Genomic DNA, 13,577 nt, shown 5'->3' on the forward strand with positions numbered 1-13,577 from the left:
CTGATGCCGGCAGTGTCGACGACTTGTGAACACTGACCCCGTGCCGGTGCCTGACAGTTGACCCCTCCGGCGAAGGCTGGGAATCGCCAAATATCTGGTTCTGGCTCAGGTTCCGTGAAGCTGGTCGCAACGACGACCGGCGCTCGTCTCTGTCGGGTGACGGCGGGCCGTGCTCGGTGGGCGGCGAGACGTAGGGGGTGCCGCTGGCCGCTCTGGGCGGTGATGGTGGTGAGCTGGGGGTATGGCTGTTGATCGCTGTTGTTGCCGCCTTCTGCTTCCGCAGCTGTCGCCATTGGTGGTCGAGTACATCTGCCGGGTCGACGGTGTAGTGACGATCGTCGCGCATCCACGGGCGCGCGGAGCGCGATGCAGCCGCTGCAGGCGGGTGTCGAAGCGGGTGCACAGCAGCTACGACCGGCGGCTCGCGGATCTGCCGGTCGCCGGTCAGCCGACGGAGTTGCGGCTGCGGGTGCGCCGCTTTTTCTGCGATCAGGCGGACTGCCGGGCCGGCACGTTCGTCGAGCAGGTCCAGGGCTTGACCCAGCCGCATGCCCAGCGCACCGCTGGGGCGCAGGATCCGTTGGTCGTTGTCGCGCTGGCGTTGGCCGGGCGAGCCGGGTCGAGGTTGGCGAACGCGCTGGGTATGCCCGTCACTCGGTCGACGCTGCTGCGCCGGATCCGCGGCCTACCGGACCCGCCCGTCGGGGGCGGTGACCGTCCTTGGCGTGGACGAATTCGCGTGGCGACGCGGCCGTGAATACGGGACGGTGTTGGTTGACCTCGGCAACGGGAATCGGCCGGTGGACATCCTCGACGGCCGGCAGGCCGGGGACTTCGCCGAGTGGCTGCGTGCCCACCCCGGAGTGAAGACGATCTGCCGGGACCGGGCTGGCGGCTACGCCGACGGCGCCCGACACGGTGCACCCGATGCCCGGCAAGTAGCGGACCGATGGCACCTGTGGGACAACCTGTGCCAGCACGTCAACACCTTGGTGGCCGCGCACCACACCTGCCTCCTCGAGCCCGAGGCCGCCGCGGCGGCGCTGAACACCGTTCCGTTGAGCGTGCCGTACCCGCGCTCGATCAGCTGCGCACGACACGGTCCGAGCGCACCAGGTGGCGGGCCCTTTCAGATCCGGGCCCTGCAGGTGCAGGGCCTGCCGATACCGATGATCGGCCGCCGGCTCGGGTTGGACGTCAAAACCGTGCGGCGTTACCTGCGCGCAGGGGATGTCGAGGAGTTGGTCGCCGGCGGTGTGCGGACCAGCAAGCTCGACCCGTTCAAGCCCTACCTGCACCAGCGGCTCACCGCCGGCGTGCGCAACGCCACCGCGCTGCACGCCGAGATTGTCGCCCAGGGCTATACCGGCAGCTACCCGGTCCTCGAGCGGTACCTCAAGCCGTGGCGCCGAACAGATGCGGCCACCCTCGCCCACATTGTGCGGAGCCGGCCGCCGCCGGTGCGGCAGGTCACCGCCTGGATCACCGGCCTGCCCGGCCACCTCGACACCGCCGACGAGGCGCGGATGAGGACATCCGCGGCCGCTGCCCCGAGATCGACGCCGCCGTGAAACATGTCGCCGGGTTCGCCCGCATGATCAAGGACCTGTCCGGCGACCAGGACAAGCTGACCGAATGGATCGCCGCCGTCGACCACGACCTGCCCTCCTTGAGGTCGTTCACCGTCGGGCTACGCCGTGACATCGACGCCGTCACCGCCGGGCTCACCCAGCAGTACAACTCCGGCACCGTCGAGGGCACCGTCAACAAGATCAAAGCCCGCAAGATGCCATGCGGACGGGCGAAACACGACCTGCTACGGAAACTGATACTGGCTTCCTGAACACCAACTACCCGCCCCAGTCGGTACTCCAGCTACGCCGCAGCAAACGGTGCATCCTCAGCCGCAAGAGCCCCACAGATCCGACGGCCACCACACCGCCACGAGCCAACACGCCCCATGCCCCGGCCGGTCCCGCAGGCAGTAGGGCCCCAGGACCACACGATATGCACCGAGCAGATTCACGGAACCTGAGCCAGAACCAAATAATTCGAACAGTCACAACCCAGGTCTAACCTGCGTCCAAATTACTGACATCGGACGATGGGGTTGCTCTCGAGCGACCCGACGAGCAATGCCCTCGACGTCGGCTTGGCAGAGGATCGCCGGGCCGTGCTGCAGGGTGGGGCCGGGGTCCGTCGAAGCGGGTAACGATCAGAACGGCGCAGCAGATCAGCCCCGCGCCCAGGAGCTGAGTCGCGCTGGCGTGTTCATCCAACGCGAGAACCGCGGACGCCAATCCGAACGCCGGTGTCAGGTTGATCAGCACTCCGGCGGTGCCTGCTTTCACTCGGGTGATCGCGAAGTTGTACAGCAGGAAGGTCAACGCGAATCCGACGATCCCGACCAGGACCGTCGCTATCCAGTAGCGCGGTTCTACGGCCCGTGGAAAGGCTTCTGCTCTGGTGGCCCAGTCCGTGATCGCCAGCGGCAGCACCAGCAGGGAGGCAACGGCGAATTGATGGGCAGTGATCGTCAGCGTGGCCGAACCATCGCTGATGCCCTTGGCGATCATCGTGTACAGCGCCGTGGTGATGACCCCGAGAAGGACCAGCAGATCGCCAAGTCCCGGACCGCGTAGGTCGAATCCCCCTTCCAGCACGATCAGACCGAGCAGACCGAGAGCCATTGCGGCGCCCATTGCCGTGGTGATGCGCTCCTTGAGGACCGCTCGGGCGAGGATGACCACGAACAGCGACTCGAGTCCAAAAATGATGGATGCACTACCGGCGGATGTGCGTGAGAGACCATAGGTATCGAAAATATTGGCCAGTGCCGGCTCGAACAATGCCAAGAGGAAGACCTGCCGCCACGACGGCGGTGGGTGATATCCCTTGATCAACAGGATCATCCACAGAACGACAGTCGCGGCCACCAGCTCGATGGTCAAGAAGGTGATCGGCCCGAAACCGTCGAGGCCGAACTTGATTCCGGAGCTGGTGGATCCCCACAGAGCTGCCGTCGCGACCAAGGCGAAGAGCGCCGGCGCAGCGGTCCGGGGTTGCGAACCTGCCACCTCTGGCGACACGGGACCGCTCATCGGCCGTCGAACGCCTGACCGGTGGATCGGGTGAAGTAGGTCTTCATGGGCTCGAACCCGTTGAACCCGACCGAGGAATAGCTGGCCGTGTAGGCCGCCGCTGAATGGATGCGTACCCGATCCCCGATCCGCAAGGACACCGGGAGCGGGTACTCAAATTTCTCGTAGAGCACATCGGCGCTGTCACAGGTCGGTCCGGCCAGGACCACCGGTCCGCGATCCGAATCGTCCGCCGAACAGGAGATCCGGTATTTGATGGCCTCGCCGAGCGCCTCGGTCAGGCCGTTGAACAGACCGGCATGGAGGTAGACCCACCGACGCCCGGGTGAGCAGTCCCGTTCCGAGATCAGTACTACCTCGCATTCGATGACCCCGGCATCAGCCACCAGGTATCGGCCCGGCTCCACAGCCACGATCGGCGGCGATGTCGCGCCGAATGATTCGAACAGCGCGGCCGAGATCTGCGCGCCATAGACGCCGATGCCTGCAGACGGGTCCAGGTAGCTCCCGGGAAAACCGCCACCGAGATTGATCGCGACCGGCGTGATTCCGGACGCGGCCAGACGGCCGAACAATTCCGCAACCTCAGCTATCGGGCGGTCCCAGGCGTGGTGATTCCGTTGCTGAGAACCGACGTGGAAGGAAGCCCCGACGCGCAAACCACCGTGGTCCGCGCGCACCATCAGCCGGAACGCCTCGTCGGTGGAGCAACCGAACTTGCGCGAGAGCGGCCAGTCCGCTCCGGTGCCACAGGTCGCAGTCCGCACGTGCACCGTGCTGCCGGGTGCGGCTCGAATAATCTTGTCCAACTCGGACTCGCAGTCGACGGCGTAGACGGCGATACCACGCGCAGCGGCATAGGCGATATCGCGTTCCTTCTTGACCGTGTTCCCATACGAGATCCGCCACGGATCGACACCGAGTTCGAGACAGAGATCGATCTCGCCAGGGCTGGCCACGTCGAAATTCGAGCCCAAAGAACTAAGAGTCCGAACGATTTCCGCGGACGGATTGGCTTTCACCGCGTAGTGAATGGTGGCCTGCGGGAGTGCGGCTGCAAGTCGCCGATACTGTCGATCTACGACGTCGAGATCGATCAGCAGAAAGGGAGTCGGGATCTCGGGGCCGGCAGCATCTTTAGCATTCGTGGATGGTCCGGCGGGCAACTGATGCTGCGATTCACAGTTCGATGGATCGCCCAGCATCTGCGCGGGCACCGATTCTTGGCACGTATCTCGCACGCTGGTGGCGGTCCGGTAGCTGTTCATCGTGTTCTCCTCTCGCCCGCTGTCCACGGGCCATGTTTGCGATAAGGAGCGCGTTCGCACCGTGGTGATTCCGCACTGATCGGACTTGTAACAGGTCAGGCCCGGTTTGTATCGGTGACGCGGGCGAAAGTGCGAAGCTTCAACGCTCGCGCGGGATTGTGAACTCCAGGACCGGGTCCGCGGCGGCCGATCCGGTGGCGTCCTCGACGCGATCGCTGTGGATCGTGAGGGCGTAGTGACCTGCGTACGCCGGGGGGATGTCGAACAAAAGGCCGCCGTGCACCGTTCTGCCGGCGAGCACGATGCTGTTCGGCGGCCTGCCGAACAGCACACTCGTCGTCGGCGCTGCGCTCGTTCTGTCGGGTGTCGTCAGCGTGACCGAGAAGATGTCCTGGATCCTTGGAGTGTCGCTGAACGACACTTCGAGAGCGACGTCGAGCTGGAACGTCGCTTTTGCGCCGTCTTCGTAGTCCGCATGCAGGACGGTCCCGGTGATCCGCGCTGTCGTCCCCGCTCCGGAGTCGGAGCTGACCCCCTTGCCGATGTCGACCACCGGCGCGAACGTCGACACCGGGGCGGAGTCCTCGAGCGGGATGATCGTCTGCGCCGAAGTGTTGTTGCCGAACACGAGGGACGCCCCGGCGAACGTGAACGTCGACGGATCCGAGAGGCGGGCAACGAGATCCACCGGGGTGGTGCCGCCCCCTGGCACGTTCGTCGAAGTCTTGTAGTTCATCGGTACGAGCGAGCCGTCCGACAGGAGCAGTGACGGCGTTTTCACGTACGTGACGAACTGGTCCTCGATCGAGAAGTTCGTCCACCTGGTATGGACGACCGCGGTCCGCACGGTGCCGTCGACGGTCACCTCGGCTCCGGACAGGGCGATCTGGAACAGCGTCGAGCGTCCTCCGACAAAGCCGATTCTGTGCCGGAACATCAGCGGGGCCGGGACCCCGGCTGCGGTCGAGACAGCCCCAGATGCAACGGAACCCGTCGGGGTCAGCGGAGAGCTCCGCGGCGTCGTCATAGGAATCGACGCAGTAGCAGCGGTGGCCGCGGCGACGGACGAGGGCGACTCCACGGACCGAGTGACGGAGGTTGTGGACTGGTCGGTGCTGCCCTTCGCCGATGGTGATTCGATGACCCGTGATGTAGTGGTGGTTGTCGCGGCGCCATCGTTGCCGCTGCATCCCGCCAGTACCACGAGCCCCGCTACGATGGCGGCCGCTGCCCAAGCGCCCATCGGCAACTTGTCGTGGGTGTCGTGCAGACGAGGAGATCGTCCTGTCAGCGATCGGGACTTCGGCCTCGCAGACGGCACTGAACCGACCACCGACTGATACCTCGACCAGTCCCGGATACTTGCCGAGCTAAGCTCCGTCATGGTCAGGCGCTGATCTTGTCGAAGCCGAGGCCGAGCTGTTCCAGGAGGCCGAGATCATCGTGGCAGGCCCAATGTTCGGTCAGCAATCCGTCGACAACACGGAACAGATGCAGGAAACTCCAGGTCACCTTTCTGCCACCGGGAACGATTCGGCTGAGCAGGGGCATGGTCGAGCCGACGTGTGTGCCCACCAGATCGAGGTGTACGCAGACCAGGTCGTCGCTGGCCACCACGTGATGGATGACGATCTCCGGTCCACCGAGATCTGCATCTATGGCATATGCGCTTTCTCGCACGCCATTTCGTCCCTGCACGGCGGCCTGATGTCGCACGACGTCTACGGCGACCAGGTCGAATGCCGATTCGTCCCGTCGGGACAGGCGAGCTAGATAGTCCTCGACCACTTCACGGGGGGTGACGGTGACAGGCATGGCGGTACTCACTTTCATTTCGAGTGTTCCGGCTGCGGTCGGTTGCAAGGGGTGGATCCGGTCGGCGTATCCAGGCCGGTAAGGTCAGGCCGGCGGAATCAGGGCGGCAAGCTGGGTGCGATTCCCGATATCGAGTTTGGCGTTGATGTGTTTGAGATGGGTCTTCACGGTCTCGGCACTCACGACCATCTCGGCGGCGATCTGGGAGTTGGTCAAACCGCCTCTGACGAACTGGGCCACCCGCCTCTCTGTGGGTGTCAGGCTGTCGAGACCGATGCGTGGTCGGTTGCGCTCGCCGCGAGCACGGCCGGCGATTTCGACGGCTCGGGTGATGTCGATGCCGCGCCCCTCTTCCAGCGGTGCCGACAGTTCGAACAGTGGCTGCAGCGCGGCCTGGTGTATGGGGAACCGTAGCTGGTAGCCGAGTTCCTCCCTTCGGCGCTCGGCCGCCCCGAGCAGCAAAGCTCCCCGCTCTGGATCACCACATCCGGATTCGATGGAGGCCAGGGTTTCCAACGCGTCCACCACCAGAAAACCCAGTCCGCTCTCGGCGGCACCGGCCAGCGCAGTGTGGGCCAGTGTGAGCGCCTCCGACCACTGCCCGCTCGCACCGGCGGCCAAACTGCCGGTCAGGCGGATACGGACGCCACGCGAAGAGTTGGGATCCGTTCCCGACCAGGACGCCCCGTCGGACCCCACGCTCCAGATGTGAAGCCAGTGGAGCAAGTTGACCATCGGCGGCAGGTTCAGATCCCAGTAGGAGAAGCTGTAGTCATGACTTGCGGCATCGCGACCCGCTTCGAGATCCTGCAGCAACCTGTGCGCTTTGGCGGCATCTTCCGACGTTCGCGCCAGACCCGCCATGACTCGCAGCACCAATTGCAGTAGCTCCCCGTCACCGGTCATGAGCGCGACGCAGCCAGCGGCTCCTGATATCAGGATCGCCACCGCCGGCTGCTGCTCGGCACTTTCCAACTCCGGGTAGAGCGTTTCGGCGGCAGCTCGAAGGTCTCCCCGCATCACCTGCTCTGTCCCGACGACGGCAGCCAGCAGGGTCCTGGTCGCTTGATGGTGGCGGGCGAAATCTGCGGCGCGGATCAGATCCTCAGCATTTTGACCACGGACGGGGTCACCACTGAAATAGACGCGAGTGATCCTGGCTGCCATCGCCTGCCAGAACCAGGTCCACGTGGATTGTGCGTCACTGGCCACCACGGCGAGTTCGGCGAACTGAAATGGTGCACCGACGTCGGCCAGTTTGACCGCGTACGCTCCCCAGCACGCCGAGACCGTGTCACCTGCTGCGAAACACTTCTCGATGGCCGACGGGACCTCCTCCAGAACACGGATTCCGGAACCCGTGCGATGCCCGGCCAGAACCAAAGCCATCGCGTGCCGACTGATCAGGTGTGCTCGGAGGTCGTGCAGACCCTGTGCAGCAAGGGTTTCAAGCATGGGTCCAACTATGGTGGCGCACTCACCCTGTCGCGCAGCAAGATACCAGAAGGAATGCAGCCGATCGGTGATCGAGACGAACGCCTCGAGGTCATGTGCTGCTGCCCAATCCACAGCGGCAACCAGGTTGGCGTGGTTGACCGTGAGCCACTGCGTGCCGAGGTCGGTCAACGCGCCGTCCGATGGCACCCGCTCACGCAGACGATCGCCGAACCACCGCAGGTGCGCGTCCCGGGAAACAGCAACCTCCGAAGCCGCCCTGAGCTGATCCAAGGCGAACTGACGCATTGTCTCCAGCAATCTGTACCGGTCGTCCGGCTCGGCTATCAACAAGTTCTTGTCGACCAACCTGCCCAGCAGATCCATCACAGACCACTGATCCACCCCACCGGGATCGCTGACCACACATTCCGCGGCCTCCAGATCGAAAGGGCCGGCGAAGATGCCGAGCCGCCGGAGAGTGATGCGTTCCGCTGGATCCAGAAGCTCATGGCTCCACTCGATGGACGCGAGCAGTGTCCGTTGCCGGGCCACAGCCGTGCGAAGGCCCCCGGTCAGCAGTGCGAAGAGGTCGTCCAGTTGGTCCGCGATTCGATCCGGGCTCATCTGCCGGCAACGCGCCGCGGCCAACTCGATCGCCAGCGGGATGCCGTCCAGCCGTTCACAGATCCGTCTGGACGAGTCGAGGTTCGATGACGAAAAACTCAACTCCGGCCTGATCCGCCGCACCCGGGCAATGAAAAGCTCCACGGCAGTCGCGGCATCAAGGGAAGGCAGGCGCCAGGCAATTTCGCGGGCCGATCCCAACGGCTCGCGACTGGTCACCAGCACCTTCGCCCACCGGTTGCGCGCCAACAACGACTCGACCAATTCGGCGCAGGCATCGATGAGGTGCTCGCAATTATCCAAAACGATCAGCATCGGCTCGACGATCCAGCTTGCCAGGATGTCCACGATCCCGCGGCCGGCGTCTTCGCGACCGCCGATCGCGGCCAACACGATACTGGGAACCACCTGCGGATCTCGCACCGCGCTGAGATCGACCCACCACGCACCCATCGCAAATTCGCCGTCCAGCAGCCGGGCGACCTCCAGAGCCACCCGGGTCTTGCCGATGCCCCCAGAGCCCGTGATCGTGACCAGCCGCCCGGTGCGTAGTTCCGCGCTCAGAGCCGACAGGCAACGGTCCTGACCGATCAACGCCGTCGCCGGGATCGGCAGCGATCTGCCCGGACGCCCGGTCACCCCGATTGTCGGCTCTCCTGACGGTCGACCCGTGTCCACCGCCCGAGTCTGTTCCATGCCCACGACTGTGCGCGACAATAGGCCCGACTAAATCCCCCGACCGGGGGATCTCAGCCTCGATCCACCGCGGGGTGTAGTTGATCATGAAATCGCGTAGTTGATCTTGTTCGGCTTGAAATCTGCTCCGGGCAACGGTGATGGCCCGATCTGCGGTCGGGGTGTCCGGGTGGTGCTGGCTGGGCCTGGGGTGGCGTGGTGGGCGCTGGAGGTCAGGCGACTTGGGGTGGGGCCATGACGGCGGTGAACATTTTGTGGAACAGCGTTTCCGGTGGCTGCCGGCCGGCAGGTGCAGGGTGTGGACCCGCCCGGAGTAGGCGATGCGGGCGGGAATGTTGATCAACGCGGTGCGGATGGTGGCGGTGCGGGCCTTACCCAACCCAGTTTTGGTGAGCGCCGCGGCGGCGCGGGTGAGGTTGTAGGCGATCACCGCGCAGGTCAACCAGGCAGCGTTGGCGTTGAACATCCCGGACGGGAAATGTTTCAGCGCTGAGCTTTTGAGGTCGGCGATGACCTGTTCGACGATGGCGTGATCACGGTGGTGCGCCTCGGCGACCAAGGTCGGCTCGCAGCTGTTGGTGAACACGGCGTGGAACCGGTAGACGGCGAACAGTTCGCCTTGCCCTTGCCGGGCGGTGGCGGTGTTGAGGCGTTTCACCCGGTGCACGATCAGCCGGGCGGTGACCTGGTGTTTTCTGGGTTTGGAGGTAAACGCCGTGTAGGTCGTTTCGGCGACCTGCGCGTCGGAGATCCACCGCTGCTGCTCTTCGTCGAAGATGGCCTGCGGATATTTGATCGACACCCAGGCCTGCTCGGGGATCGCGCTGATCGCGGCGGTGATGGCCGGGTCCATCCGGGCGGTGATGGAAAACCGGGCGCCGGCGGCCAGGACCGCGTTGACGACGCTGTGGTTGTAGAACGCCGAATCCAGCCGGGCGCAGATCATCGCCGCCGCGTCACCGGTGCGGCGGGTCGCAGCGATCGCATCGGCCAGGAACTTCCCCGCGCCGCGGGCGGAGTTGACCGGGCCTTTGCGCAGGCGGTGCCCGACGATGATCGGCCCCAGGAGCTGCTGGAGGTGGAGGCGATGGCCAGTAAAGCGTTGAGGCCCTTCACTTTGTTGTATCCGAAGCCGACGCCCTGTTTGGCGTAGCCGTAGGTTTCGCGCATCGTGTCATCGACATCAAGCCAGGTCACCGCATCACGGTCACCGGTTGCCGCAGCGGGGAGCAGCACCGCCAGGGTGGCCAGTTTCACCAGCAGGGCGGCAGCGACAGCGCCGAGTTGCCGGACGTGTCCGAAGGTGAAGGCCCGTAGGAACGTCCCCAACGTCGAGGGTGCTTTCACCCCCGGCAGAACCTTGGACATCGCACCTTCCCGCAGGACGGCCAGGTCGTCGATGCTGTCGGCGCCGGCCAGCATCCCCGCGACGATCGAGGACACTTTCGCGGCCGGGTCGGCGCCGGCTCCGCCGGGGATCTTCACCAGGGTGGTGACCAGGTGCGGGAGCCCGGCGCGGCGGGCCAGTCGCATCACCGGGACCAGCCCGGCGGAGCTGATCAGGTTGGGGTCATCGAAGGTCGCGACGACCTTGCCGGATCTGGGATAGTTGCATCTCGCGGATGGCTTTCTGTTCAGGACGATGGGCGACTTAGACACTCACCATTTTCCCAGATCAGGGGCCATCCGCCCCTATCTGCCACACCATTTCTCAACTATCTACGCGGTGGATCCAGGCTGAGCCGACCGATCCTGGACGGCGAAGCCGGCTGCATCGTCGAAGACCCCATTCAGAACGCTGACACCGTCGACCTGGCCGCGATGTAGGTGAGGAACGTGGCCACCGCGGGAGTGTACGGCCGCGTCCTGCTCGGAGAGCGATCGCCGACCGGTCGACAATCGACGACCGGCACCGGATCCGTCTGCTGCCCAACTTCAACAGCACCGCTGTCAGCGCCGGTTAGCCCATTGTCTGCCTACGCTTGCTTTATGAGCGGCGTGGACGGACAGCGACCCGAACTGACGAGCAGACTGACCGGTGCCGAACTCGCACGCTGGTACTGGTTGAAAAGCGAGTTGATCGGTTTCGCCCGGCTTCTCGGGGTGACCGGCAGCGGCTCGAAGGATGAGTTGACGGCCCAGCTCACCGCAGTGCTGGACGGGACCCCGGCGCCGCCCCGCAGCCACCGGGCCCCTGCCCGGCTAGGTGTTCAACTGTGCGGCGACCTCGGGCTCGACACACTCATCCCGCCCGGCCAACGGTCCTCTCAGGAGCTTCGGGCGTGGTTTGTGACCAATTTGGGCCGATCCTTACGATTTGACCGACGCATGCGTGAGTTCATCAACGCTGCCGACGGCACCACCACCCTGGGAGATGCACTCCGCCACTGGACCTCAACGCGAAATGAACCTGTGACCCATATCGATCCTCAGTAGTGGGTAGCTGCTTGAATCAAGTTCAGAATGAAACATCAAACGGTGCAACGGGATTGCGTAGTTCAGCGAGCGGATGCGGGTCGGTTTCGACGGCTTGTTGGAGCAATCGGTAGAAGAGCAATCCGCGGCTTTTGGACGTCCGACGGTTGAATCGGAAGGTGTACTCGTCGAGGTAGTAGCCCAGATGTTCCTGGGTGACGGCGTAGTGCATCGTCCCGGTGAGCCATCGCTTGAGCAGTGAGCCGACCATGTGGACGCCAGGCAGGCTCACATGTGCTGGCTCGGCGGCGTCCAGTCCGATGAAGAACTGGTGCTCGAAACCCATCGTCGACAGCTTGCGCAGGTGCCTCGCCCCGTCGGTCTTGATGAGTGATTCTTTGGCGATCACGCGGTCGGCGAAGGCCACCAGGTCAGCGGACCTGGCCTTTTGGGCGACCTCGATCCGGACCCGACCAAGCTTTCGGCCACCGAGCGATTCGACGGCGATCATCGCAGCGCAGTTGTCCTTCACTCCGCCGGCCTTGCCGCGAGACTCGTTGCCGACGAACACTTCATCGAGTTCAACAACGCCGGACAGCAGTTCCCGCTCCGGGCGCACCATCGCCCGCCGCAGCTTCTGCATCCACGCCCACGCCGTCTCATACGACCCGAACCCAAGCACCCGCTGCAGACCCTGCGCCGACATCTCGTTCTTCTGGGAGGTGATAAACCAAATCGCCGCGAACCACGTCGAGAGCGGCGTCCGGATCCGATGGAAGATAGTGCCGGCGGTCACCGACGTCTGCCGGCCGCACGACGTGCACATCCAACGGGCCTTCACCGTCCGCCACCCGCCCGCGGCACGACACACCGGGCAGATGAACCCGTCCGGCCACCTCAACCGCTCCAAATACGCCAGACAAGCCGCATCATCGGGAAACCACTCCAGCAGCTCCTGAAACGTTCGCGGATAATCAACACCACCGACGGGATGCGCCAATACCAAGTCTGACATGCCCAAATAGTACTTGACTCAAGCAGCTACCCAGTTCCTCAGTTCGAACTCAACCGGTTCACCCGGGCGTGGTATGTCAGCAACCCCTGCGGCACCCGCTCCGACCTGCTCGCCGCCTGGAAGCGCTACCGCAGCCTGCCCGTCGACGACCGCGGTCGCGCCTGACCCCGGTCATCCCGAATGACCCGACCGGTCACCGATCCGCCTGCGAGACCGGATCCAATTGGGGCTCGGTCTGTTTGGTGGTGGGGCCGTACTCTCATGCTGGTGAGTGAGTCGACGGCCCCGGGTCCCTCGAGCGGCAATCACGGTGATGTGAACAGCCGCGGAGTGGGCGCCAGCATCGCGCTGATCTTCATGTCGCCCGTCGTCCTTCTGTTCGGGGTGTTCGTCGCCTATGCGGGTGCGGTGAAGTGTGGAAACACCCCACCCGATCAGACATGTCAGGCCTACTCGGGTTGGGGATACAGGGCGGCCGTGGTGTCGCCGGCCGTTTTGGGGGTCGTCAGTCTACTCACGCGTCGTCGGTGGTCGGTCGCCCCGTTCGTCTGCTGGGTCATCGCTATCGTGACGGTCCCTGTGTTGATCTCCAGCTACATCGGGTGAGATCGTCTGCGAAAGTTGACCCGTTCGGGCCCCGAGCCGATCGCCACACCGGCGCCGGACTTCCGGCATCTTGACCGTCGGACGATCGGTGACCGGGCACCGATCCACGTCTTAGCAGTGTCAACACCCGACTTCACATGGATGCGGCGAGTTGCTCTCTGGTGAGCACTGTGCGGGTGTCGACGTCTACCTCTACGAGTCGCCCGCCGCCGGTTCCGCTTCGGTCGATCGCGCAGACAACGACGGCGACGCGGGCGCCCTGTGCCCGCAGGGCGATGGCCGCGTCGCGGACCGCCCCGCCGGTGGTGATCACATCTTCGATCAACGTGATGGTCTTGCCGGTGACGTCGGCCCCCTCGGCCAGGCGGAGGGTGCCGTAGGTTTTGGCCTGCCTGCGGACGAAGACCGCGGGCAGACCGGTCAGGGAGCTGACCATAGTGGCGATGGGTATTCCGCCCAGTTCGAGCCCGCCCAGAAATTGGGTGTCCGCGGGTAGCAGCGGCACTGGAGTGTTCCCGATTTTGTGGACTCGAAGTTAAGCCGCAAGCTCGTTTAGATGTCTAAATCCTAACTCATATTCCACGGGTGTCAAGTAGCCAA

Annotated in this window: 12 protein-coding genes and 1 pseudogene; 5 read left to right on the plus strand and 8 right to left on the minus strand. The window is 64.6% G+C overall.

Annotation, left to right across the window (positions count from 1 at the left end):
* Positions 1–241: 241 nt before the first annotated feature.
* Genes ABIB25_RS20440 through ABIB25_RS20450 form a run of 3 tightly spaced genes read left to right on the plus strand, consistent with a single transcriptional unit; the run spans position 242 to position 1,843 of the window.
* On the plus strand, positions 242–757 hold the full coding sequence (locus ABIB25_RS20440; protein WP_354530358.1) for a transposase family protein: 516 nt from the start codon (positions 242–244) through the stop codon (positions 755–757).
* Entirely contained in the window at positions 726–1,571 is an 846-nt protein-coding gene (locus ABIB25_RS20445) for a transposase (protein ID WP_354530359.1), read from the plus strand. Before ABIB25_RS20440 ends, ABIB25_RS20445 begins: the two co-directional genes overlap by 32 nt.
* Positions 1,568–1,843, plus strand: coding sequence for a hypothetical protein (locus ABIB25_RS20450; protein WP_354530360.1), 276 nt, complete (start codon positions 1,568–1,570; stop codon positions 1,841–1,843). Before ABIB25_RS20445 ends, ABIB25_RS20450 begins: the two co-directional genes overlap by 4 nt.
* A 229-nt stretch (positions 1,844–2,072) precedes the next feature.
* Here the strand turns inward: ABIB25_RS20450 and ABIB25_RS20455 are convergent, their stop codons facing one another.
* The 6 genes and pseudogenes from ABIB25_RS20455 to ABIB25_RS20480 all read right to left on the minus strand — a co-directional run bounded on the left by ABIB25_RS20455 (position 2,073) and on the right by ABIB25_RS20480 (position 10,556).
* The gene (locus ABIB25_RS20455; protein ID WP_354530361.1) at positions 2,073–3,101 is read right to left on the minus strand and encodes a DMT family transporter; all 1,029 of its coding nucleotides are present in this window, start codon (positions 3,099–3,101) and stop codon (positions 2,073–2,075) included.
* Positions 3,098–4,267, minus strand: coding sequence for a type III PLP-dependent enzyme (locus ABIB25_RS20460; RefSeq protein ID WP_354530379.1), 1,170 nt, complete (start codon positions 4,265–4,267; stop codon positions 3,098–3,100). Before ABIB25_RS20460 ends, ABIB25_RS20455 begins: the two co-directional genes overlap by 4 nt.
* A gap of 241 nt (positions 4,268–4,508) precedes the next feature.
* On the minus strand, positions 4,509–5,306 hold the full coding sequence (locus tag ABIB25_RS20465; protein WP_354530362.1) for a hypothetical protein: 798 nt from the start codon (positions 5,304–5,306) through the stop codon (positions 4,509–4,511).
* Positions 5,307–5,755: 449 nt separating this feature from the next.
* Positions 5,756–6,184, minus strand: coding sequence for an ester cyclase (locus tag ABIB25_RS20470; protein WP_354530363.1), 429 nt, complete (start codon positions 6,182–6,184; stop codon positions 5,756–5,758).
* Between the two features lie 84 nt (positions 6,185–6,268).
* Positions 6,269–8,941 carry a helix-turn-helix transcriptional regulator gene (locus ABIB25_RS20475; RefSeq protein WP_354530364.1) on the minus strand — a complete coding sequence of 891 codons (2,673 nt, stop codon included), beginning with the start codon at positions 8,939–8,941 and terminating at the stop codon, positions 6,269–6,271.
* A gap of 212 nt (positions 8,942–9,153) precedes the next feature.
* Positions 9,154–10,556, minus strand: a pseudogene (locus tag ABIB25_RS20480) (IS1380 family transposase).
* A gap of 374 nt (positions 10,557–10,930) precedes the next feature.
* On the opposite strand from ABIB25_RS20480, the gene ABIB25_RS20485 reads away from it, so the two are divergent.
* Positions 10,931–11,377 (plus strand): SAP domain-containing protein, encoded by a 447-nt coding sequence (locus ABIB25_RS20485; RefSeq protein ID WP_354530365.1) that lies wholly within the window; start codon positions 10,931–10,933, stop codon positions 11,375–11,377.
* A 22-nt stretch (positions 11,378–11,399) separates the two neighbouring features.
* On the opposite strand, the gene ABIB25_RS20490 is transcribed toward ABIB25_RS20485, so the two are convergent.
* Positions 11,400–12,371 carry an IS1595 family transposase gene (locus tag ABIB25_RS20490; RefSeq protein ID WP_502919869.1) on the minus strand — a complete coding sequence of 324 codons (972 nt, stop codon included), beginning with the start codon at positions 12,369–12,371 and terminating at the stop codon, positions 11,400–11,402.
* Positions 12,372–12,638: 267 nt separating this feature from the next.
* Here ABIB25_RS20490 and ABIB25_RS20495 point away from each other — a divergent pair, with 267 nt between their 5' ends.
* Positions 12,639–12,977, plus strand: coding sequence for a hypothetical protein (locus tag ABIB25_RS20495; protein ID WP_354530367.1), 339 nt, complete (start codon positions 12,639–12,641; stop codon positions 12,975–12,977).
* Positions 12,978–13,110: 133 nt separating this feature from the next.
* Here the strand turns inward: ABIB25_RS20495 and ABIB25_RS20500 are convergent, their stop codons facing one another.
* Entirely contained in the window at positions 13,111–13,482 is a 372-nt protein-coding gene (locus ABIB25_RS20500) for an orotate phosphoribosyltransferase (RefSeq protein ID WP_354530368.1), read from the minus strand.
* Positions 13,483–13,577 lie beyond the last annotated feature (95 nt).

The organism is Nakamurella sp. UYEF19 (assembly GCF_040546275.1).
GTDB lineage: Bacteria > Actinomycetota > Actinomycetes > Mycobacteriales > Nakamurellaceae > Nakamurella.

Bases quoted from the DNA above. Each gene is read 5' to 3' on its own strand.
- ABIB25_RS20440 (WP_354530358.1), top strand. From the start codon at position 242: ATGGCTGTTGATCGCTGTTGTTGCCGCCTTCTGCTTCCGCAGCTGTCG.
- ABIB25_RS20455 (WP_354530361.1), bottom strand. From the start codon at position 3,101: ATGAGCGGTCCCGTGTCGCCAGAGGTGGCAGGTTCGCAACCCCGGACC.
- ABIB25_RS20465 (WP_354530362.1), bottom strand. From the start codon at position 5,306: ATGTTCCGGCACAGAATCGGCTTTGTCGGAGGACGCTCGACGCTGTTC.
- ABIB25_RS20470 (WP_354530363.1), bottom strand. From the start codon at position 6,184: ATGCCTGTCACCGTCACCCCCCGTGAAGTGGTCGAGGACTATCTAGCT.
- ABIB25_RS20475 (WP_354530364.1), bottom strand. From the start codon at position 8,941: ATGGAACAGACTCGGGCGGTGGACACGGGTCGACCGTCAGGAGAGCCG.
- ABIB25_RS20485 (WP_354530365.1), top strand. From the start codon at position 10,931: ATGAGCGGCGTGGACGGACAGCGACCCGAACTGACGAGCAGACTGACC.
- ABIB25_RS20490 (WP_502919869.1), bottom strand. From the start codon at position 12,371: ATGTCAGACTTGGTATTGGCGCATCCCGTCGGTGGTGTTGATTATCCG.